This is a genomic window from Aeromonas sp. BIGb0405 (genome assembly GCF_024807335.1).
Taxonomy (GTDB): domain Bacteria; phylum Pseudomonadota; class Gammaproteobacteria; order Enterobacterales; family Aeromonadaceae; genus Aeromonas; species Aeromonas rivuli.
The window spans coordinates 89,134-111,204 of sequence record NZ_JANUEP010000004.1; the positions used below are offsets into that span (position 1 = coordinate 89,134).

The 22,071-nt window shown below is 60.8% G+C and carries 19 protein-coding genes and 1 tRNA gene; 15 read left to right on the forward strand and 5 right to left on the reverse strand.

All coding sequences use genetic code 11. The annotated features are described in order from the left end of the window. Positions 1–3 precede the first annotated feature (3 nt). Genes M2366_RS11585 through M2366_RS11625 form a run of 9 tightly spaced genes read left to right on the forward strand, consistent with a single transcriptional unit; the run spans position 4 to position 9,096 of the window. Positions 4–1,818, forward strand: coding sequence for a phage tail tape measure protein (locus M2366_RS11585; protein ID WP_259269805.1), 1,815 nt, complete (start codon positions 4–6; stop codon positions 1,816–1,818). Then, positions 1,815–2,138, forward strand: a complete 324-nt coding sequence (locus tag M2366_RS11590) for a DUF2590 family protein (RefSeq protein WP_259236926.1) — start codon at positions 1,815–1,817, stop codon at positions 2,136–2,138. Before M2366_RS11585 ends, M2366_RS11590 begins: the two co-directional genes overlap by 4 nt. Then, on the forward strand, positions 2,135–3,322 hold the full coding sequence (locus M2366_RS11595) for a baseplate J/gp47 family protein (RefSeq protein WP_259269806.1): 1,188 nt from the start codon (positions 2,135–2,137) through the stop codon (positions 3,320–3,322). Before M2366_RS11590 ends, M2366_RS11595 begins: the two co-directional genes overlap by 4 nt. Next, positions 3,315–3,917: a phage tail protein gene (locus M2366_RS11600; RefSeq protein ID WP_259269807.1), complete on the forward strand. Its 603-nt coding sequence runs from the start codon at positions 3,315–3,317 to the stop codon at positions 3,915–3,917. Before M2366_RS11595 ends, M2366_RS11600 begins: the two co-directional genes overlap by 8 nt. After that, complete coding sequence (locus tag M2366_RS11605) at positions 3,914–5,629, forward strand: phage tail protein (RefSeq protein ID WP_259269808.1); 1,716 nt, start codon at positions 3,914–3,916, stop codon at positions 5,627–5,629. Before M2366_RS11600 ends, M2366_RS11605 begins: the two co-directional genes overlap by 4 nt. Further along, positions 5,626–6,057, forward strand: coding sequence for a tail fiber assembly protein (locus M2366_RS11610; protein WP_259269809.1), 432 nt, complete (start codon positions 5,626–5,628; stop codon positions 6,055–6,057). Before M2366_RS11605 ends, M2366_RS11610 begins: the two co-directional genes overlap by 4 nt. Beyond that, on the forward strand, positions 6,054–6,935 hold the full coding sequence (locus M2366_RS11615; protein ID WP_259269810.1) for a hypothetical protein: 882 nt from the start codon (positions 6,054–6,056) through the stop codon (positions 6,933–6,935). Before M2366_RS11610 ends, M2366_RS11615 begins: the two co-directional genes overlap by 4 nt. Beyond that, positions 6,932–7,486: a hypothetical protein gene (locus M2366_RS11620; RefSeq protein WP_259236249.1), complete on the forward strand. Its 555-nt coding sequence runs from the start codon at positions 6,932–6,934 to the stop codon at positions 7,484–7,486. Before M2366_RS11615 ends, M2366_RS11620 begins: the two co-directional genes overlap by 4 nt. After that, positions 7,483–9,096: a hypothetical protein gene (locus M2366_RS11625; protein WP_259269811.1), complete on the forward strand. Its 1,614-nt coding sequence runs from the start codon at positions 7,483–7,485 to the stop codon at positions 9,094–9,096. Before M2366_RS11620 ends, M2366_RS11625 begins: the two co-directional genes overlap by 4 nt. A gap of 187 nt (positions 9,097–9,283) precedes the next feature. Here the strand turns inward: M2366_RS11625 and M2366_RS11630 are convergent, their stop codons facing one another. The 3 genes from M2366_RS11630 to M2366_RS11640 form a co-directional block, all read right to left on the reverse strand. Continuing rightward, positions 9,284–9,775 (reverse strand): hypothetical protein, encoded by a 492-nt coding sequence (locus M2366_RS11630; protein WP_259269812.1) that lies wholly within the window; start codon positions 9,773–9,775, stop codon positions 9,284–9,286. Then, the gene (locus M2366_RS11635; RefSeq protein WP_259269813.1) at positions 9,772–10,875 is read right to left on the reverse strand and encodes a DUF3289 family protein; all 1,104 of its coding nucleotides are present in this window, start codon (positions 10,873–10,875) and stop codon (positions 9,772–9,774) included. The genes M2366_RS11630 and M2366_RS11635 overlap by 4 nt, the downstream gene beginning before the upstream one ends. 675 nt (positions 10,876–11,550) lie before the next feature. Beyond that, a tRNA-Leu gene (locus M2366_RS11640) sits at positions 11,551–11,635 on the reverse strand. A 144-nt stretch (positions 11,636–11,779) separates the two neighbouring features. Here M2366_RS11640 and M2366_RS11645 point away from each other — a divergent pair. Next, positions 11,780–12,301 (forward strand): RDD family protein, encoded by a 522-nt coding sequence (locus tag M2366_RS11645; protein ID WP_224432017.1) that lies wholly within the window; start codon positions 11,780–11,782, stop codon positions 12,299–12,301. A gap of 69 nt (positions 12,302–12,370) precedes the next feature. On the opposite strand, the gene lptG is transcribed toward M2366_RS11645, so the two are convergent. Together lptG and lptF are read right to left on the reverse strand one after the other, a co-directional pair. After that, positions 12,371–13,441: an LPS export ABC transporter permease LptG gene (lptG, locus tag M2366_RS11650; protein WP_224432016.1), complete on the reverse strand. Its 1,071-nt coding sequence runs from the start codon at positions 13,439–13,441 to the stop codon at positions 12,371–12,373. 138 nt (positions 13,442–13,579) lie between these two features. Then, positions 13,580–14,692: an LPS export ABC transporter permease LptF gene (gene lptF, locus M2366_RS11655; RefSeq protein ID WP_042041633.1), complete on the reverse strand. Its 1,113-nt coding sequence runs from the start codon at positions 14,690–14,692 to the stop codon at positions 13,580–13,582. Between the two features lie 171 nt (positions 14,693–14,863). Between lptF and pepA the strand changes: the two genes are divergently transcribed. From pepA to M2366_RS11680, 5 genes are all read left to right on the forward strand, one after another. After that, positions 14,864–16,372: a leucyl aminopeptidase gene (pepA, locus tag M2366_RS11660; protein WP_042041634.1), complete on the forward strand. Its 1,509-nt coding sequence runs from the start codon at positions 14,864–14,866 to the stop codon at positions 16,370–16,372. Between the two features lie 178 nt (positions 16,373–16,550). Then, positions 16,551–17,006: a DNA polymerase III subunit chi gene (locus M2366_RS11665; protein ID WP_259269814.1), complete on the forward strand. Its 456-nt coding sequence runs from the start codon at positions 16,551–16,553 to the stop codon at positions 17,004–17,006. A 47-nt stretch (positions 17,007–17,053) separates the two neighbouring features. After that, a complete protein-coding gene (locus tag M2366_RS11670) occupies positions 17,054–19,906 on the forward strand; it encodes a valine--tRNA ligase (protein WP_259269815.1) in 2,853 nt (950 codons plus the stop codon). Positions 19,907–20,057: 151 nt separating this feature from the next. Continuing rightward, positions 20,058–21,359 (forward strand): hemolysin family protein, encoded by a 1,302-nt coding sequence (locus M2366_RS11675; RefSeq protein ID WP_259269816.1) that lies wholly within the window; start codon positions 20,058–20,060, stop codon positions 21,357–21,359. An 8-nt stretch (positions 21,360–21,367) separates the two neighbouring features. After that, positions 21,368–22,039, forward strand: coding sequence for a DedA family protein (locus tag M2366_RS11680; protein WP_042041933.1), 672 nt, complete (start codon positions 21,368–21,370; stop codon positions 22,037–22,039). The last annotated feature ends 32 nt before the right edge of the window (positions 22,040–22,071 follow it).

A 22,071-nucleotide genomic window follows, 5' to 3' on the forward strand; every position in this document is an offset into this window, starting at 1 on the left:
CCTATGGCCTGGATGGAAAAATTGATGATGCAGGTAGCCTTGGTGGATCAAGTCACCAAGCCGCTGGCGGGCATCAATGCCCAGATTGACCAGGTCAGCAAGGCCGGGCGTCGGGGCTGGGGCAACATGGCCATGGGCGCCACCACGGTGGCCGCCGGTGGCATGGCTATCCAGGCAGCCCTGGGTCCCGCCATCGAGATGGACAGGGCTCTCGGGGAAGTGGCATCGCTTGGGGTGCAAAAAGAGGGATTGGGGGCGCTGGGGCGCGAGGCGCTCAAGTTCTCGGTGGAATACGGGAAATCGGCCACCGAGTTTGTCCAGGCCTCTTACGATATCCAGTCCGCCATCGCCGGGCTCACCGGTAACGAGCTGCCCGCCTTTGCCCGGGCGTCCGGGGTGCTGGCTGCCGCCACCAAGGCCGATACCGGCACCATCACCAACTACATGGGCACCATGTACGGCATCTTTGAGCAGCAGGCCAATGCCATGGGCAAGGCTAACTGGGTCGAGGATGTGGCAGGCAAGACCGCGCTTGCAGTGCAGATGTTCAAGACCACCGGCCAGGGCATGAGTGATGCCTTCAAGGGCATCGGGGCCAATGCCACCTCGGCGGGGGTGTCGATGAATGAGCAGTTTGCGGTGCTTGGCCAGCTGCAGGCCACCATGAGTGGCAGCGAAGCGGGCACCAAGTTCAAGTCGTTTCTGGCCGGGGTGGGCAATGCCCAGAAGGCGCTCGGCCTGCAGTTTACCGACTCGGCGGGCAACATGCTGCCGGTGCTCAACATCCTCGACAAACTCAAGGTGCGCTATGGCGAGACCCTGAGCGTGGCCGAAGGGGACGAGCTTAAGAAGGCGTTCGGCTCCGATGAGGCGGTGGCCATGGTGAAACTCCTGATGAGCAACACCAAGGGGCTCGCCACCAACATTAACGCCCTGGCCAACACCCATGGCATGGGCAAGGCCGAGCAGATGGCAGCCTCGATGACCGACCAATGGCAGCGGGTAGAGTCAGCCTGGTTTGCCATTCGGGCCGCCGCCTTCGGGGTGGTGCTGCCAGCCATCAATGCGGTGGTTGCGGTCTTTGCCGATGGCGCCGCCGTGGTGCTGCGCTGGACTCACCTTTTCCCCAACCTGACCAAGGTGGTGAGCTATGCCCTGCTCGCTATCGTGGGGCTCGGCATGGTGACCGGCGCCTGGATGCTGATTGCCGGGCTGGCCAGCCTGGCCACCACCGGGCTTGGCATTGCCTGGACCGTGCTGATAACCCCCCTCAACCTGCTTAAGGCCGGATTGGTGAGCTTTAGAGCCATCCTGCTCGCGGTCAACATCGCCATGTATGCCAACCCAATCGGCCTCATCGTCGCCGGTATCGTGCTGCTGATTGGGGCCGTCGCAGCGGTCATCTACTACTGGGACGACTTGAAGAAGACCCTGGGCGATTGGGGGGTATTCAAGTGGCTGGGTCAGTCCATCGACTGGCTGGTCGACAAACTCAACATGATCCCGGGCATCGACATCGAGATGGGCAACATGCCCGAGCTGGCCCTGCCCTCCCCGAGCCAGTTGCAGATCCCCCTGCAGGGGGTGGCTCAGGCGCAGCAGCGCATCAACGGGCCCCTGGCCAGCTATCGTCAGGGCCCCGAGAGCCCCATCCCCCAAGGGGGCCTTGGCCAACAGTTGATCCAGGCCAACGCGGCGGCGACCACCGCCAACCAGAAACCCGCCAAGGCACTGCATATCGGCGAGGTGCATATGCACAACCAAAACCCCATGACCCCGGAAATGATGGCTGAGAACGCCTGGCTGGAGACCAAATGAGCGAGCCCAAATACATCGACATCCTGGTGAACGATGGCGCCTGGCTGCTCGATGCCGGTGGCCAGCCCCGTTACACCCAGAACAGGCACAGCATCGGCCAGGACATCAAGCACCGCATCATGGAGTCGGGGCTCGCCCGCAAGCTCATCGGCGAGCGCAGCCCGACTCTGCGCGCCGATGTGCTGACCGAGATTGAGCTGCTGGTTGAACGTGACGAGCGGCTGGTGCCCGGCACCATCTTCATCAATGAAGAGGCCGCCGACCGAGTGCTGGTCACCGCCACCACTTACGAATTTGGCCCCCTGGAGGTAACCCTGTGAACCTGCGCCCGACCGTGGACTTTATGGCCCTGCTGAGCGAAACCGGTGTGCCGACCACCGCCGAGGCGATGGAGGCTGAGCTCAAAAAGGAGGTGGAGGCCGCCGGTTCCCTCATCACCAACGACTCGGACGTGAGCCCGTTCTGGCGGCTGGTGCGCGGCGTGGTCATCACCCCGGCGCTCTGGCTTATCCGCGAACTGCTGGCCAGTCATGTGCTGCCCAATACGTTCGCGGCCACCGCCACCGATACCTATCTCGACCTCAAAGCCTGGGATGTGGACTTGACCCGCAAGGCAGCCCAAAAGACCCGGGGCCTGGTCAACTTCGTCAAGGCCAGCCCCCAGGATGCCGTCACCGTCCCGGCCGATATCTGGATAAGCACCGAGCGCATCAACGGCACCATCTACCGCCTTAAGCCTCTGCAAACCGTGGTCAGCCCCGCCGGTGAAGCGGTGGCCAAGGTGGTGTGCGAAGCCGAGCAGGCAGGCGCGGCCTGGAATTTGGCCCCCGGCTATTACAACCTGCTCAGCGAGGCGGTGACCGGCATTTTGTCGGCGCGCAACGACGACAAGGAGTGGATCACCACCCAGGGCAGCGACGCCGAGAGCAACGATGCCCTGGGGCTGCGCATCCAGAACCAGTTCTCGGCAGTGGGCCGCTATCACATTGATGCGATTTACCGCTCGATGCTGGCCAGCGTGGCGGGCATTCGCGCCGATCACATCTTCTTCGAGCATGACGCCCCCCGGGGCCCCGGCACCGCCAACGCCTATATCCTGCTGGAAGTGGGGCCGACCCCGGCCAGCCTCACCGCCCAGCTCAACGACTACGTGGGCCGCCAGGGCAACCATGGCCATGGGGATGACCTGTTCGTGATGAGCATCCCCGAAACCCAGCACGACCTCACCCTGGAGCTGTGGCCACAAGCCAACCTCAGCGAGGCGCAGCGAACTGCGCTCAAGGCGGGCGCCGAGAACCTGGTGAAGGCGGCCTTTCGTCAGTCTGCGGATTTCCCCAGCGTCACCCGCACCTGGCCCCAGTCGCGCTTCTCCCTCTCCCAGTTGGGCCGGGAGTTACACAGCCAGTTCCCGCAGCTCAAAAGCCTGCGCTTTGCCGAGGAGGACATCGTGTCCGCCCTGGCCATCCCGCGCCTGAATCAGCTTGAGGTCACCCTCCATGACTAAGCCGACACCGCTTGCCCACGACCTGCAAGCCCCTGCGTTACCCGATGCTAGCGCCCCCTGGTGGGAAGATGGCGTCACCATCAGCGCCGCTCACGCCGAGCCGGGTTTTCTGGCCAAGGGCATCAACGCCTTCTGGCAGCGACTCAAAGGGTGGCTTTTGCTGCCACTGGCCCAGCAAGACCCGTTGACCTGCTCGGAGTCCCTGCTGGCCCTGCTCGCCTGGGAGCGGGACATCGGCCGCTTTGATGGCGAGCCGCTGGCACTGTTTCGCAAGCGCGTCCAGTTCGCCTTTGTCAACGCGAGGGACGCGGGCGAAGTGGCGGGGTTTAAGCGGATTTTCGAGCGGCTCGACATCGGCTGGTGCGACATCCACGAGCGCCAGGCGGGCCAGCCCTGGGACGTCATCACCATCGAGGTGACTGACAGCGCCATGGCCAGCAATCAGGCGCTGATGAGCACCCTCATTCAACACTATGGCCGCACCTGCCGCCGCTACCGCTTCCAGGTGGTCTATCCGGTCAGCGCGACCATCCATCATGGCCGCATCGACATGAGCCAGCAGCTGTTCGGTGCATCACTCAAGAGGAACCCATGAGCCAGATCATTACCAACGCCTTCGCCAGCTACTGGCAAACCTGCCTCGCCACCCAAGCCCCGGTGGTGCTCGATGAGTTCGTGCTGGCCAACATCCCAGGACTAGACCCCGATGCGCCCATCAACCCCGATGGCGCTCTGCCACCGGCAGGGCAAATCGTGCATCGCCACCAGGTGGATCAGCGCGGGCGCATCAACAACGACGCCGTGGCGTACACCATCGTCATGGACACCACCCTGGGCGATTTCGAGTTCAATGCCATGTACCTCATCAACAAGGCGACCGGCATGGTGGCCATGATTGTGCACAAGGGCAGCGAGACCAAACTCAAGACGGATCCCCTGAGCGGCCAGGTGGGTAACAGCCTGGTGAAATCGATGCTGATGGAGTACGACCGAGCCAGTGAAGCCACGGTCACGAATGTGGACGCCAGCACCTGGCAGATTGACTATGCCGCTCGCCTGCGTGGCATGGATGACGACCTGCGCCTGCAGGCGCTGCAGTTCTTCGGGCCAGCCACCTTCTATGGCGATGGCTTCAAGCTGGTGAATGAGGCTGGCGTCTACAAGGTGCAGCCCGGGGTCGCCTATGTCGGTGGCCTGCGCGCCCAACTCGATGAGGTGCAGAAGATAAGCCCGGGCGCCAAGCCGGTGGGGCTCTGGCTCGACATCTACCGGGCGGGCTCTTTGCTCGATGCCTGGGTGAACCACTTCACGCTGACCTTGAGCGTGGCCGACAAGGCCGATTACACCGACGGCAACGGCTATCGTCACCATCTGGCCAAGGTGGCCATCATCAACAGCGACGGCAGCGTGATCGACCTGCGCCGCAAGCGCACCATCGAGCTGTCCGGAGATGTGACCGGCAAAGGCATCCTGGAAGACGCCCAGGGCGTCAATATCGTGGTGGAGATCAAGACGGGTAGCCATCGCCACCCCTGGAGCGAGTTGGACAATGTGCCCACCCAGGCAACCCGCTGGCCGAACTGGGGGGAAGTGACAGACAAGCCCGCCCTGGCCATCGAGGGGCATAGCCATGACTATCTCGATCTCAAGAACCTCGACTGGAACGTTCAATCTGACAAATTCATGACGGGCTCGGCGCAAGCCCCCAAGGGGTCTGGCAGCACGCAGTTCTTGAACTGGATCAGCTGGGGACACAACGGTGGGAGCAAATATCGGCACACACTGTTCAGCCCGACGACTGCTATTTATCAGCTCTGGTACGGGTTCAAGGCGAATGCCAGTGATACGACCTCCCCTTCCACCAATGCCCGCATTTATCACACGTACGACAAACCAACCCTGGCCGAACTGGGCGCGGCAGCGGCATCCCACTCTCACCCCTGGGGACAAATAAGCGGTATCCCCGCATACGCCAGCCGCTGGCCAAGCTGGGGGGAAGTGTCCGGCAAACCCGGCACCATGCCCCCCTCTGGGCACACCCATCCGGCGTCTCAGGGCAATGCCGACATCGTGGGCAGCGGCTGGGGGCAGGTGGGGACTTACTGTTTTGCCACCTGCATCGTATCAACCGGGGGTAACAAGGGCCCAGGCTACGCCATTGCGGGCAGCTCCTTGCGCGCAGCCAACTCGGAAGATGGCAGCCCGGGCATCGGCTCCGCCCTGCCGGGTACTTGGAAGCTGGTTGGCGCCATCAAGGGCGGCGGCAATAACGACCAAAACACCTCACTGTGGATCCGCACAAAATGACAGACGACATTCTTCACGTTACCGCCCCCGTGTGGGCCGACCCGGAACACGCCGCCATCAATCTGACCGTCCAGTTTGCCAATCAGGCCGAGCCGGTGCCCTTCACTGCCACCCAAAGTGACCCGGAGCCCTATGGCGTCGAGTTGTTTGTGCGGGCGCGCTTTGGTGAGTACGGCGAGGTGGCCCCCTACCAGGCGCCGCCCACGCCCATCCCGACCGAAGAGGAGCAGCAGCGCGAACTGGCGCGCCGCCTGCAACTGGCTGGCGATGCCATCGCCCCTCTGGGGGATGCCGAGCTGCTGGGCATATTGACCCCGGCGGAAACCTCGCGGCTCACCGCCTTGCGACTGTACCGGGTGACGCTTGCGCGCCTGCCTGAAACACCTGGCTGGCCCACGACGGTGGATTGGCCGGAGCTACCAGCATGAGTTGGCAGCAAAGCGACCTGCACTGGCCCCCCTGCGGGGCCAGCTTGCACCATCAGGCCCGCGCCGTACTGACCCAGGTACCCGCCTTGGCGGATGCGGCCATGGGGCGCCTGCAGGCCATCGCCAGCCGCGCCCAGTATCGCCCCCACCCGCTCAGTGGTGAGGCTGCTGCCCTTTCAGGACTTCGCGCCCAACTCGACCATCTGCTGGTCACCGGTCGCGCCCTGGCGGTGACCCCTTTTCAGCACGGCGTCGGCCAGGTGCAGGGGGATCAGGCCAGTCTGGCCGCCCCCAATGCGGTCAAGGCGCTGGCTGACAAGCTGCAAGATGGTGCCGACCCCTTGCTGCCATCCGGTCATCTCCATGCCCTCGCCTGGCTGGTGACCGGTAACAGCGCCGCCGACCTTGCGGCCAAGCTGGCCCCTCTGTGCGCCTTGCTGCCATTGCCAGAGTGGTGCGCGGCCCTGCGTCGCCTGGAAGCCAACAACGACATCATGGCCAAGCCCACGGCGGCCAAGGTACCGCGCTGGCATGCCGATGAGCCGCTGGTCTGGGCGCCGCTGCGCCCTGCCAGCCTCGCCTTGGGCAGTGAGCTTGCCCAGCTAGAGAGTCTGGCCCGGGATAACCAGAGCCCCATCGACAAGCTGCAGGGGCTGGCGAGTCGCCGCGCCGCGCGCCTGAGCGAACTGGCTAGCGCGCTGGATACCCTGGCCACGCTCTCGGGTCAGCTCTACCGCTGGCAAGGTCAGGGGGATGTCGCCAGCCTGGCCGCGCAACTTGGCCAGAGCACACCACCGGATCACAGCATGAGCATGAGCGTCGCCACCCTGCTGCTCTCCCCTTCCCCACTGACCTTTTGGCAGGAGTTTACCCCATGACCATCAGCGCCATGCTGACCCTGGACGGCGAACCCATCGCAATGTCATCGATGCGGATCTCGCTCTCCATGCAGTTCCAGGACAAAGACCAATCGGGCCAAACCAGCTCGACCAGCAAGGCCGAGCAGGGCACCAAAGCCAAGGAGCTGGATGTCTCCGGCCTCATCCCCTACAAAGACGGGGACAAGCTGGCCCGCCTGTTCGAGCTGGCCGACATGAAAGATGATGGCGGCAAACGCCACATCTTTCGGGTGGGCTCGCTACTCGCCAAGTCGGTCAAGATACGCCAGGCCAAGTTCACCGGTCGCATCACCGCCAGCGAGCAAGAGGGCCTGCTGGCCTGGCAGGTGAGTTTCACCTTGAGCGACCACAACTCGGTACCGGAGAAGCGCGAGCAGCGTCTGCCCAAGGCGGTGGCCCAGGTGAGCCAGGCCACAGAGCAAACCACCCAAGCCAAGGCCCCTTCGCCCACCCAGGGGGACAAGGCCGATGAATACGAACTCACCCCCTTCGAGCAGTACCTCAAAAAAGCGGATGACGCACTGGCATGAAACTCAACACCCAACTGACCCTGGGCGGACAGCCCATGCACCTGGTCGAGCATGACATCGTGCTGGATCTCAGCGCGGGCGGGCGCGCCGCCCTGACCATTGAGGGGGCAGCCAGCAAGGGTCAGACCCTGATCCTGGACACCGGCTACAACAACGAGCTGCGCCGCTGGTTCAGCGGCTATGTCTACGACGTGCAACCCGCCACCAATGGCAGCAGCAAGCTGTTATGCCGGGAGCTGGCCGGGATATTGGGCAGCCGCTTTCCGGTCAGCCAGCAGCATGCCACCCTGCGCGGCTTGCTGGCCTGGCTGACCGACCAGTGCGGTCTCACCTTCTTGCTACCCGACGGGGCCGACTACACAGACCGGCCCATCCCTAACTTCACCAGCGCCGGGACCGGCTACCAGCTGCTCGATAATGCGGGGCGCGCCTTCGCCATTGCCGACTTTTGCTGGTATCAACAACCTGATGGCGCCGTGTTCGTCGGCAGCCATGGCCACAGCCGCTGGCCCGGGCGCGAGGTGATGCTAGACCCTGCCCTCTCAGCCAAGCAGGCGGGCAACATCCTGACCCTGGCCCCCATCCCTGCCGTGCGCCCCGGGGCCATCATCAATGGCCAGCGCGTCACCCGGGTGCGCCTCAAGGGCGATGAGATGAGTCTGACCCTGGCCACCCCGGGCAAAGCCACCAAGTCAGCAGAGCGGCGCAAGGTCGAAGGAGAGTTCCCCGAGCTGGCCGACCAGATGCACCTGCCCAAATTCGGGCGGGTCGAAGCCATCAGCGACCAGGCCACCGCTGGCCAGCTCAATGACCCCTTTCGCCCCCGCTATGCCGTGGACGTGCAACTGCTCGGGGAAGATGGCCAGCCGGATAAAGCCACCCCGCTCTATCGCGCCGTGCCGCTGCCGGTGATGTTCGGCGGGCCTGAGCAGGGTCTACTGCAGTTCCCCATCGAGGGGAGCCTGGTCGAGCTGGGCTTTGCCTTTGGCCGCGCCGACCGCCCCTTTATCCGCACCGTACTTGGCAGCGGCTGGCCACTGCCCGATATCGCCCCGGGCGAGCAACTGCAGCAGCAGCGGGCCGAGGTGTTTAGCCGCACCGATACCGTGGGCAATCTGAGCCGCCACACCGACCGGCGCATGTATGACCATGCCATGGAGATGCACCACCAAAGTGATGACTACCTGGGGGAACATGGCCAGCATCAGCTGCAGGTGGCGCAGCACAGCATCGAAGAGGTGGGCGCCATGAAACGGGTCGAGGCGCTGGGGGCCATCGAGCTGCTGGCGGGGGATGACCTGGTTCTGGGAAGCCTGGGCAACATGAGCCAGACCACAGCAGGGGATCTGGTCGAAGTGGTGGGACAACTGCGCCGAGCCGTCGCCGGTGAGCTGCAACACCTGGAGGCGCCGCGTTCCTGGATGGGGACAGATAGCGTGAACATCTTCCGGCTGCTACTCCAGCTGATGAATTTGGTGGAGCAGCTGGCAGCCACCACGGCCAGCCACACCCACGGCAGCGGGCCCAACCCCAACCAGGGCAACGCCCTCAACAGCCAGAGCCAACAAGCGGGCAACCTGGCCAACCAGCTCTCCCCCATCATCGAGTAACTCACCAACGCAAGAGGGCCCCACAATGTGGGGCCCTCTTTTGTCTGCCTGCCATCACCTGCCCATGACCAGGGAATGCCGCATGGAAGGATTGCATCAGACAGCGCAGCATCATACCGAAGCACCGAGCCTTTATGAATCTGGCCTTACTGGCGCCCGGCAAGTAATGTTTTCCTATACTGCCAGCCTAATTGCAAGTGGCCGGGAGCGGCTGACCGGGGACTATATCAACAGCGTTATATTTCAGCTCTTGACATGTTTCCCTGTAGTCACTAGAGAAAAATATCCTAACCCCCCCTTTCTTCCCTATGTCATCAAGACGACTCACCGAAGCAATTACATATTCATTTATATCAACAGTAACCTTAGCTTTTCCACGCATTGTCTGGTCAAACATCCCCGCTTTTGGCACATCGCCGTTGATTGGCGTATCAGAGCTTTCTCGATAAATAATTGCACCATACTCGATGGGCTCTAACGGATGTTGCTGAAAATAATCAGCGAGGAACGTGACCAAGGCTCTTTGGCCTTCAGGGGGATTGGTCATTACAAATTGGTAGTTATCCCCACCAGTAAATTCATTGTGATAATCAGCCGCCCACTTATGAAGCTGAGGTGGTTGCTCATCGCAACCTGAAAGCAAGAGGATAGAGATAGCTACAAGCCATAGAGCCTTCATGGAAGCTCTCCCTGTATTGGGTAGTAAAGTTCGACCACAGTCAGGAAAGGTTTGTAGGCAAACCTGTTTAGATGCTGCAACACAAACCAGGAGCGAAAACCCACCAACCCACTGTAAGGCTTGATTATCCCCGTATCGGGATCAGGGCCCACATCCGGAAGGTCTAGGCCAAAATTATCGGTAAAGGTCACCTTTAACCGCCCTTTGTAGGATCGACCACTACGCTCATAGGCCACAAGTTCGGCCCTGCCAGACCAAACATCGTTGATTGCCATGGTCAGGCCACCATTTACCCAGCCAAGGTATTTGTCTGAAAATGTGTGAAACGCTGGAGGAAATAACTCCTCCCCATAGCTCTTTTTCCATTCATTGAATGAAATATTGTTTGGCTCTCCGGCATGCTCCTCGATTGAGCGCTTCACCCCCTCAATCAGTACATCAGAGAATTTACGAGTATTGGGATGTGCTCTTACTGCACGCTCCAAGTCCGGGTGCCTAAACTCCCCTCCTTCGCTTTTCTCGAATTTATGAATCATGGCAAGAATCACCATCTGGAGAGTCCCCGCAGAAAACAACGTGGTCGCCATGGTTCGCAAGTTCATAAAGTGATAGTTCGCCCGCGACTTGTCGAGATCCTGCAGGGCAAATAGGCGGGTATCCCAGACGGTGGGGATGGCCTGGATCTGCTCGGCGGTCATATCACCAAAGGTCATATCCGCAGCCATCGTGCCATCAGCATTCTTACCAGGGAGCTTGGGCGACTGGTAAACCAGAATGGGCAGCCTGACCGCAGTGGCACTGGTGGTATCGGCCTTCATCTGCTGGGCCAGCGCTGAGGGGGGCTCGGCTTGCGCAGGCGCAGAACCGAAGCTCCCACCCCCCGCCTGAGCAACCTTGTCGCTGAGCTTGGCCCGCTCATAGGCGGTTCGCACATTCTGGCTGAAGCTGCGATCCCCCTGCACCTCAAGCTGACCATGGGCAAGGGAGCAGCAGGAGCTTGCCGGGCTATCGGCTAGCAGCACGCTACGTCCATCCGCAGACGCAGAGCGGATAAACAAGAACTCATCAGGTTTAAGGTCATCGAGGCGTTTAACAGTCACGGCAAGATCTCATTTGAAACACGTGGTTATTCTGCCACAAACGAGCCCCTCCCTCCATGACCTAATCCGCAGCGCTTAATGCTATACAGCCACGGGCGCGCCTGCGTCACGGAATCCGCGCTCATCCGCTCCCGCCTGCGCGGTGCATCGATAAAATTTTTTGCAAAAGAGGATTACCGCAAAACCATAGGTCCAGAGCGCGCCACATCAAGGATCCGCAGGGCGTTGAGGATCTGCACAGAAGGATCTTTTTTTCACTGTTTTGAAGTTTTCACCCCCGGATTTAAGTAGGTCTGAAAATGCAAGCTGTTGATTTCTCTGGGGTGTGCGTATTTTCCGTGGGGATTGGGACGATCTCGGGGGATCTCGTTGTGCGCGACCTTCTTTGCTAAATCTCTTTTATTTCAGTTGGTTATGGTTAGATTGCAGGATTATGAAAACTGAAGTTTTGAAATGGTACTGAGCGGGGCGGGCGCTGCGGCGAGTGCGCCACGGAAAAGAGGTTTTTTGCTGTTTGTGTCCGGTCACACTTGCCGGAGTGGCTATCGATGTGGACACACTAAAACACCGATCATCTAAACCTCGGTGGACACGATATGGACACATGGCCATTTTGGGGAGCTAGAAAAACTTAAGGCCACCCGCTTGGGTGGCCTTAAGTCATTGAATTCTAAATGGTGCCCGGGGTCGGACTCGAACCGACACGTCTTGCAACGGCGGATTTTGAATCCGCTGCGTCTACCGATTTCGCCACCCGGGCAACTGCGAGGGATTATACGAATGGCGCTTCGGCATGCAAGGGGTTTTTCGTATCCCCCTTCTCGTTTGCTCATTTATTCAACGCCTTGCCGTTGATCGCCCAGTTACTTAGAATGCCCTCAACTTTTTAATGGAAACGTCCCCCATGGCCAAGCGCAAGACAGTCCACCCCCCCCAGGCAACGCCCCCTGTGCATACGCACCCTTCCGCCGGGTTGTTGCGCCGCCTCGGCGCCCTGCTCTATGACTACCTGGTGGTCATCTCGCTGCTGGTGATCGCCGGCTTTCTCGGCATGGGGGTCGCCCAACTGCTGCTCGCGACCGGTCTGGCGACCCTTCCCGAAGGCAAGGATGCCAGCTGGCTGCTCACCAGCCCCCTCTACAGTGCCTGGCTGGCGCTGGTGATCTGTGGCTTCTATGTCTGGTTCTGGACCCGGGCCGGTCAGACCATCGGCATGCGCGCCTGGCGGTTGCGCATCCAGAATGTGGACGGCAGCAATATCCGCATCACCCAGGCCATCATTCGGCTGGCCACTGCCGCCTTTGGCCTGGGCAATCTGATGTGTCTGTTTGACCGCCATCGCCCCAAGGCATTCCAGGACATCTGGGCAGAGTGCGAAGTGATAGTGCTGAGCAAGCAAGAGAACCTGAACATGCTTAATAAATAGGAATGGTCAGATGAAGAAAGGGCACCCAGGTGCCCTTTCTTGTTTCCAGCGGTGCTTGCCTGATGACGCTTAGCGCCTGCGGTTCAGTATATAAAGGGAGATGCCGCCAAACAGCAGACTGGGCGCCACTGCCGCTATGATGGGCGGCACCGCATAGACCAGGCTGATCGGGCCAAACACCCGATCGCTCACATAGACCACGAAGCCGGTCATGATCCCCATCAACATCCGCGCCCCCATGCTCACCGAGCGCAAGGGCCCAAATATGAAGGAGGAGGCGAGCAGTATCATGGAGACCACTGACAGGGGGGCCAGCAGCTTGCGCCACAGCTCCAGTTTGTAGCGCCCCGCATCCTGCTTGTTGGCATCCAGATAACCGACATAGTCCCGCAAACCGGAGATGGAGAGGTTCTCTGGATCGATGCTGACCACACCGAGCTGCTTGGGGGTCAGATCTGACGTCCAGGTCATCTGGGGGTGCACCTCACTGATGATCCGGGTCGGATCGTCGAAGCGGGTCGCATGGACAGACTTCAGCAGCCAGTGATGCTGCTCGAACATCCCCTCCTGCGCCTGCACCACATCGATCAACTTGCGATCCGGGGTAAAGCGATAGAGGGTGATGCCGGTCAGGGCACCATCGTTGCGCACTCCGTTGATACTGACGAAGTTATTGCCATCCCGCGCCCAGACCCCAGAGGCTGATACGGTCAGCCGCCCCTCGGACATGGCACCGGCCTTGATGTCATCGGCGGTGCGCTTGGCGATGGGAGCCACATATTCACCCACCAGACTGAACACCAGCATCAGTGGGATCGCCGTCTTGAGCGCCGCAATCACTATGCTGAGCTTGGAGCGACCGGCGGCCTGCATCACCACCAACTCGGAGCTGCTCGCCAGCTGACCCAGACCAATCAAGCCCCCCAGCAGCGCCGCCAGCGGGAAGAAGAGTACCGCCTCCTTGGGCATGGAGAGCATCACGAAGTAGAAGGCATTGACCATGTCATAGTTGCCGTCGCCGACCGACTTGAGCTGCTCCACATACTTGATGAGCGCAGAGAGGCCGACCAGGGTCACCTCACACAGCAGGATCGACATGAAAATGACCCGACCGATATATCTATCGAGAATGCCAAACATCAGCAGAGGTTCCTATATTGCAGCATCATGCTTTTTCGCCTGGAATATCGAGCACAGAAGAGGTTCGACATAAAAGCGACCCCATGGGCATGCCTAACGAGCGCGCCAAACATCAGTGGAAATCCCTATGTAACCGCATCACGCCGACCCCCTGCTGAAGAGTCGCCCTTTGACCCCATTCCACCAGGCGGTGCCCTGCAAGTTGAGCGGCACCCCGATCAACAGCAAATAGGCTATCGGTACCCAGAACATGCCGGGCCAGTGGGGGAGACGACCACTGTCGATGGCCGAGCGGGCCGCCGACAGCAACAGGAAGTAGGATAGATAGAGCAAGATGGCTGGCAGCAACTTGGCGTAGCGACCCTGGCGCGGATTGACCCGGGCCAGGGGCACCACCAGGAAGGTCAGCACAGGGATGGATAGCGGCAACGAAATACGCCACTGCAACTCGGCCATCAGCTGGTTATCCTGGGTGCCGAACAGTTCCATGGTTGGCTTGGCTGCCGATTTACGGTTGGAGTGCTCGGCCTCCTGCTGACGGATGACCAGGCTGTACTCGCGAAAATCTGAGTTCTGGAACTGTTTGCCATTGAAGTTGCCCTCGTAGCGGGAACCATCCTTCAAAGTCAGCCATTGCAGGCCATTCTCATCCACCGTCACCTGCCCTTCCGTCGCTATCACTATCGAAGGGGGGGTCGTGCCCTGGGCCCGCTGCAACACGAAGATATTATGCAACACGGAGCCCTTGTCATTGAGATCCTGGATATAGGCCACCAACTTGCCGCCATCGAGCTCCATGAAGCGCCCCGCCTGCAGGAAGGAGATACCGGGATCGGCTTTGAATTCATCGATGACCTGATACTCGCGCTCCTTGGCGAGAGGCGCGACCCAGCCGGTGTTGAAACCCGCCACCAGGGCGGTCAGCAGAGCCAATATCATGGTGGTCACCATGACGCGGCGCGGGCTGACCCCCACCGCATGCATCACCGTCATCTCACTTTCGGCATAGAGACGGCCGTGAGCAAACAAGATGGCCAAAAACAGACTGATTGGCAGCATCAACAGCGCCATATTGGGGAGGTTGAGCAGCATCAACGTCGATATGAGGCGCGTCGGTACCTCGCCATCGGCGGCATCGCCAATGATCTTGATAAATTGCTGGCTGACAAAGATAAGCAGCAGCACGAACAATACTGCCAGCTGGGTTTTCAGGGTTTCCCTGAACAAATATCGGAAAACGATCACAGTCATTCCCAAGTAAACTTGTGTTTTTAGTCGAATGCCTGAAAAATAGGGCCCTATATTGGATTTTTACCAGTTTGAACTGCGGAGCCTGTGGCTGTTCGCTCCGCCTCTGATACCCAACAAGCACTGCATTATTCAATAAAAGGTGCCTTTTGTCTTTAGGATGTAGGAGATTCCATGGAGTTCAGTGTAAAGAGTGGCAGTCCTGAGAAGCAACGCAGCGCCTGCGTCGTGGTGGGTGTATTTGAGCCCCGCCGCCTCTCTCCGGTGGCCGAACAACTGGACAAGATCAGCGATGGCTACCTGAGCTCGCTGCTGCGCCGTGGTGACCTGGAAGGGAAGCCAGGCCAGATGCTGCTGCTGCATCAAGTACCGGGCGTGCTGAGCGAGCGCGTCCTGCTGGTGGGCTGTGGCAAGGAGCGGGAGCTCGATGAACGCCAGTACAAACAGATCATCAACAAGACCATCACCACCCTCAACGAAACCGGATCCATGGAAGCCGTCTGCTTCCTGACCGAGCTGCACGTCAAGGGTCGTGACACCTATTGGAAAGTCCGCCAGGCGGTGGAAAGCACCAAGGCCGGCCTCTACAGCTTCGATCAGTTCAAGACCAATAAAGCCGAGCCACGTCGCCCCCTGCGCAAGCTGGTGTTCAACGTGCCGACGCGTCGGGAACTGACCATAGGCGAGAAAGCTATCTCCCACGGTCTGGCCGTCTCGAAAGGGGTGCGGGTCTGCCGCGATGTGGCCAACATGCCGCCCAACGTCTGCAATCCGGCCTACCTCGCCTCCCAGGCCCGTCGCCTCGCCGATGCCTATGACAACATCACCACCAAAGTCGTGGGCGAGCAGGAGATGGCCGAACTTGGCATGAACTCCTACCTGGCGGTGGCCCGTGGCTCCGAAAACGAAGCCATGATGGCCATCATCGAGTACAAGGGCAACGCCGATGCCAAGCCCATAGTGCTGGTGGGCAAGGGGCTGACCTTCGACTCCGGCGGCATCTCCATCAAGCCGGCCGATGGCATGGACGAGATGAAGTACGACATGGGCGGCGCCGCCTCCGTGCTCGGCACCATGCATGCCCTGGCCGAGTTGCAACTGCCCATCAACGTCATCGGCGTCCTCGCCGGTTGCGAGAACATGCCCGGTGGCAATGCCTATCGCCCGGGTGACATCCTCACCTCCATGTCCGGCCAGACCATCGAAGTGCTCAACACCGATGCCGAGGGCCGTCTGGTATTGTGCGATGCGCTGACCTATGTGGACAGATTCGATCCAGACACTGTGATCGATGTCGCCACCCTGACCGGTGCCTGCATCATCGCCCTGGGGCATCACACCTCGGGTCTGCTGGCCAATCACAACCCGCTGGCCCATGAACTGCTCGGTGCCTCGGAGCAGGCCGGCGATCGCGCCTGGCGCCTGCCGATGTTCGACGAGTACCAGGAACAGCTGGAGAGCCCGTTCGCCGACATGGCCAACATCGGCGGCCGTCCGGCCGGTACCATCACCGCTGCCGCCTTCTTGTCGCGTTTCACCAAGAAGTACAACTGGGCTCACCTGGATATAGCTGGTACCGCCTGGAAGAGCGGTAAGGACAAGGGCGCCACCGGTCGTCCGGTGCCCCTGCTCACCCAGTTCCTGCTCAACCGGGCCGGGGTGGACATCGAAGAAAAAGAGTAACCCCTGGCGGCCACTTGTTGGCCCCTGTTACCCTTGACTCACAAGGAAGAGGCCCGCCTCTTCCTTGTTTCATTACAAAACAGGCAGGATGCGCAGCCGATGCGCACCCGCCAAGAGATCTGCGGCGCGCAGCCTGGCTTGCGCCAAGCGCAGTCACCGCCACACGGGACCCAACCTGATGAGCCAAGTGACCTTCTACCTGATGAGCGAACCGGATGAAGCTGGCGTCAGCGCCTGCGAACGGCTCGCCTGCGAGCTGGCAGCCGAGGGCTGGAGCAGCGGTCACCTCTATCTGCACTGTGCGAACCAGGCCCAGGCCGAACGGCTCGACGAGCTGCTCTGGCAGCTACCAACCGATCGCTTCGTGCCCCATCAGCTGCAAGGTGAAGCGGGTCAGGCCCCGGTGGAAATAGGCCATCAGCCCCCCAAACGACGCTATGCCCGGCTCATCAATCTGGCCTGGGAGGCACCTTTGTTTGCAGGGAACTTCCCTCAGGTGGTAGATTTTGTCCCCACTGACGACACGCAGAAGCAGCAAGCCCGCGAGCGCTACAAAGAGTACCGCCAGGCCGGTCATCAACTCGAGATGAGAGATCAGCCCGCACTTGCAGCGCACAATCCGGCGCAGCCCTGACTGCCCCCTTTTTTATCCATCAGAACCTATCAGCATACGGCGAGACCATGGAAAAGACTTTTAACCACAATGCCATCGAACAGGCGCTCTATCAGCACTGGGAATCCCAGGGTTACTTCAAGCCCCACGGTGACACCAGCCAAGACTCCTTCTGTATCATGATCCCGCCGCCGAACGTCACCGGCAGCCTGCACATGGGCCACGCCTTCCAGCAGACCCTGATGGACACCCTGATCCGCTACAACCGCATGCAGGGCAAGAACACCCTGTGGCAGGCGGGTTGTGACCACGCCGGCATCGCCACCCAGATGGTGGTGGAGCGCAAGATCGCCGCCGAAGAGGGTAAGACCCGCCACGATTACGGCCGTGAAGCCTTCATCGACAAGATCTGGCAGTGGAAGGAAGAGTCCGGCGGCACCATCTCCCGCCAGATGCGCCGCCTGGGCGACTCCGTGGATTGGGAGCGCGAGCGCTTCACCATGGATGAGGGTCTCTCCGAAGCCGTACAAGAAGTGTTCGTGCGCCTCTACGAAGATGGTCTGATGTACCGTGGCAAGCGCCTGGTGAACTGGGATCCCAAGCTCAACACCGCCATCTCCGATCTGGAAGTGGAAAACCGCGAGATCAAGGGCCACATGTGGCACCTGCGTTACCCGCTGGCGAACGGTGCAAAAACCAGCGATGGCCAGGATCACCTGATCGTCGCCACCACTCGCCCGGAAACCATGCTGGGTGATACCGCCGTTGCCGTGAACCCGGAAGACCCGCGCTACAAGGCGCTGATCGGCCAACACATCCTGCTGCCGCTGACCAACCGTCTGATCCCCATCGTCGCCGATGAGCACGCCGACATGGAGAAGGGCACCGGTTGCGTGAAGATCACCCCGGCCCACGACTTCAACGATAACGAAGTCGGCAAGCGCCACAACCTGCCGATGATCAACATCTTCACCCTGGATGCCTTTGTGCGCGCCGAGGCCGAAGTGGTCGATTGCAACGGCAACCCCAGCACCGCCTATGACGCCGCCCTGCCGAGCGAATTCGCCGGCCTTGAGCGTTTCGCCGCCCGCAAGGCCATCCTGGCCAAGCTGGACGAGCTGGGTCTGCTGAGCGAAACCAAGGAACACGTGCTGCAACAGCCCTATGGCGATCGCGGCGGCGTGCCCATCGAGCCCATGCTGACCGACCAGTGGTATGTGCGCACCGCGCCGTTGGCCAAAGACGCCATCGCTGCGGTGGAAGATGGCCGCATCCAGTTCGTGCCCAAGCAGTACGAGAACATGTACTTCTCCTGGATGCGCGACATCCAGGACTGGTGCGTCTCCCGTCAGCTGTGGTGGGGTCACCGCATCCCGGCCTGGTATGACGAGGCCGGCAAGGTCTATGTCGGTCGTGACGAGGCGGAAGTACGTGCCAAGCACAACATTCCGTCCGTGACCGTGCTGCGTCAGGACGAAGACGTGCTCGACACCTGGTTCAGCTCCGCCCTGTGGACCTTCTCCACCCTCGGCTGGCCGAACAACACAGAGGCGCTCAAGACCTTCCACCCCACCGACGTGCTGATGAGCGGCTTCGACATCATCTTCTTCTGGATAGCCCGGATGATCATGATGACCATGCACTTCATCAAGAACGAGGACGGCACCCCGCAGGTTCCCTTCAAAACCGTCTACATCACCGGTCTGATCCGGGATGAAGAGGGCCAGAAGATGTCCAAGTCCAAGGGCAACGTGCTGGATCCCCTCGACATGATCGACGGCATCTCGCTGCCGGATCTGCTGGAGAAGCGCACCGGCAACATGATGCAGCCGCAGATGGCCGAGAAGATCGGCAAGCGGACCGCCAAGCAGTTCCCGGAAGGGATCGAGGCCCACGGCACCGACGCCCTGCGCTTCACCCTGGCGGCGCTGGCCTCCACCGGTCGTGACATCAACTGGGACATGAAGCGCCTGGATGGCTACAACAACTTCTGCAACAAGCTGTGGAACGCCTCCCGCTACGTGCTGATGAACACCGAACAGCAGGATTGCGGTCTGGCTGGCGGCGAGATGCAGTTCAGCCTGGCGGATCGCTGGATCCAGTCCCAGCTGCAGGTCGCCATCCGCGACTTCCGTACCGCACTGGATACCTACCGCTTCGACATGGCCGCCGGCATCCTGTACGAGTTTATCTGGAACCAGTTCTGCGACTGGTATCTGGAGCTGACCAAGCCGGTGCTGGGCAAGGGTTCCGAGGCCGAGCAGCGTGCCACCCGTCACACCCTCGTCAACGTCCTGGAAACCCTGCTGCGCCTGGCGCACCCCATCATTCCGTTCATCACCGAGACCATCTGGAAGTCGGTGGCGCCGCTGACCGGTGTCCACGCCGACACCATCATGCTGCAGGCCTTCCCGGAGTTCGATGCCGCCAAGGTAGACGAAACCGCCATGGCGGATAGTGAGTGGGTGAAGGAGTTCATCGTCGGCATCCGCAACATCCGCGCCGAGATGAACGTTGCGCCGAGCGTTGCCTTGAACGTGCTGCTCAAGTGCGATGGCAAGGATGGCCAGCGCGCCACCGACAACGAGGCCTTCCTCAAGTCCCTGGCCCGCCTGGAGTCCATCCGCGTGATGAGCGAGGATGATGTCGCCCCGCTGTCGGTGAAGAAGCTGATTGGCAACACCGAGCTGATGATCCCCATGGCCGGTCTCATCGACAAGGAGGCCGAGCTGGCCCGTCTGGCCAAAGAGGTGGCCCGTCTGGTCGGTGAGTGCGGCCGTATCGAAGGCAAGCTCGGCAACGAGGCCTTCGTGGCCAAGGCGCCGGATGCGGTCATCGCCAAGGAGCGCGAGAAGCTGGAAGATTACCGTCTCCAGCTCACCAAACTGGAAGCCCAGCAGGTGGAAATCGCCGCCCTGTAAGCGGCGCCCTCACCATTCGCACCGCCATATTGAGCCCCCTGCCAGCAGGGGGCTTTTTTGTGGGCGCCTCACAGCCATCGTTTTTACAAGCGGATCCCCGCCAAATTCATTACACTGCCGCAGTGTTCATTATGTGGAGTTAGCTTACCGTATGGAAATGTTGATCCTGATTGGATTGATTGTGCTCAATGGCCTCTTCGCCATGTCTGAAATCGCCATCGTCACGGCCCGCAAGGCGCGACTCACCAAGCTCGCCGCCGAGGGGAGCCACTCTGCCGCCATCGCCCTGCGCCTGGCCGATGATCCTACCCATTTCCTCTCTGCGGTGCAGATTGGCATCACCAGCATAGGTCTGCTCAACGGCATCTATGGTGAATCCGTGCTGGCCAAACCCTTCGCCATCTGGCTGCAGGGCTGGGGCCTGGCCCCCAGCAGCAGCAGCCTGCTCGCCACCGTGCTGGTGGTGGTCATCGTCACCTATCTCTCCATCGTCATCGGTGAGCTGGTGCCCAAACGACTCGGCCAGATAAGCCCGGAACGCATCGCCTGCCTGATGGCGCGCCCCATGCTGTGGCTGGCGACCCTGACTCGCCCCTTCGTCTGGCTGCTCTCCGCCTCGACCCATGCCAGCCTGCGACTGCTGCGGGTCAGCCAGGAGAATAACAGTCACCTCACTCAGGAAGAGATCCACGCCATGCTAGAGGAGGGCTCCGAGACCGGGGTCATCGAGGCCCATGAGCGCACCATGCTACGCAATGTGTTTCGCCTCGATGAGCGCCGTCTCGAGTCCATCATGGTGCCCCGCAGCGACATCCGCTATCTGGATCTGGCCCTGCCCACCGAGGTCAACCTGATGCGAATGGTGGAGTATGGCCACAGCTTCTTCCCAGTGTGTGACGGCAGCCTCTCCAACCTGGTTGGCATCCTCAACGTCAACAAGGTGCTCCATGCCTATGTGCGCGGCGAAACCATCGATCTGGCGGCCCTCACCCAGGATGGCAGCCTGTTGCCTGAGACCCTCAATGGCCTGGAGCTGCTCAACCATTTCCGTGGTCACGCCGAGCACATGGTGCTGGTGGTGGACGAATATGGTGAGTTGCAGGGGCTGGTGACCCAGCAGGATCTGCTCGAGGCGCTGGCGGGGGACTTCCAGCAGGGTGAAGCGCAGGACAACTGGATTTTTCAGCGCGCCGACGGCAGCCTGCTGCTCGACGGCCTCATTCCTCTGCCAGAGCTCAAGGATTGCCTGGGGATCAACCGCCTGCCGGAAGAAGAGGATCACCACTATCACACCCTGGGCGGCCTCATCATGCTGCTGCTGGGACGAGTGCCTCAGACCGGAGATCTGGTCTCCCTGGATCAGTGGCAACTGGAGATTGTCGACATGGATGGTCTGCGTATCGATAAAGTGTTGGCAACCTCAACCAAGCAGTCGGCCGAGGCCGTGGAGTAGGTATTATGATGGAGCAGTTTTCCCAGTTGGCGCACGCCTTCATGACCCAGGATCTCGCCACCCTGTCAGATCCCAGGATGGCCTTCATGGTGTGCTGCGTGCTGCTGACTTTCCTGGTGCTGGAGAACGGCTTCATTCCTACCGCCTTTCTGCCCGGTGACAGCTTGCTCATCCTGACCGGGGTACTCATCTATCAGGAGGTGATCTCCCCCTGGGTGGTGCCCCTGTTGATCGTCGCGACCTTCGTCGGTACCTGGCTCGGCTACATGCAGGGCCGCTTCCTCGGGCACACCCAGACCTATCACCGTTTGATGTCCCACATGGACGACAAGCACAAGGAGAAGGTGTTCTACCTGCTCAACAAGTACGGCATCCTGACCCTGATCACCGCGCGCTATATCGCCTTCGTGCGCACCGTCTATCCCTACATAGTCGGTGCGACCGAGATCCCCCAGGGACGCTTCCTGGTCGTCAATCTGGTCAGTTCCATCCTCTGGGTCAGCCCGCTGGTGAGTCTGGGCTACTACCTGAGTCATACCAAGCTGGCAGCCCAGTATGAGACTCAGTTCCTCAGCATCATTCTCTACCTGCCGCTGGTGCTGCTCGCTGCCGGTCTGGTGGCGCTGATCTGGCGCTGGCTGGTGCGGCGCAAGGCCACGCCGGAGCAAAACAAACCCTGAAGCAAGAGGCCATGGCAACATGGCCTTTTTTA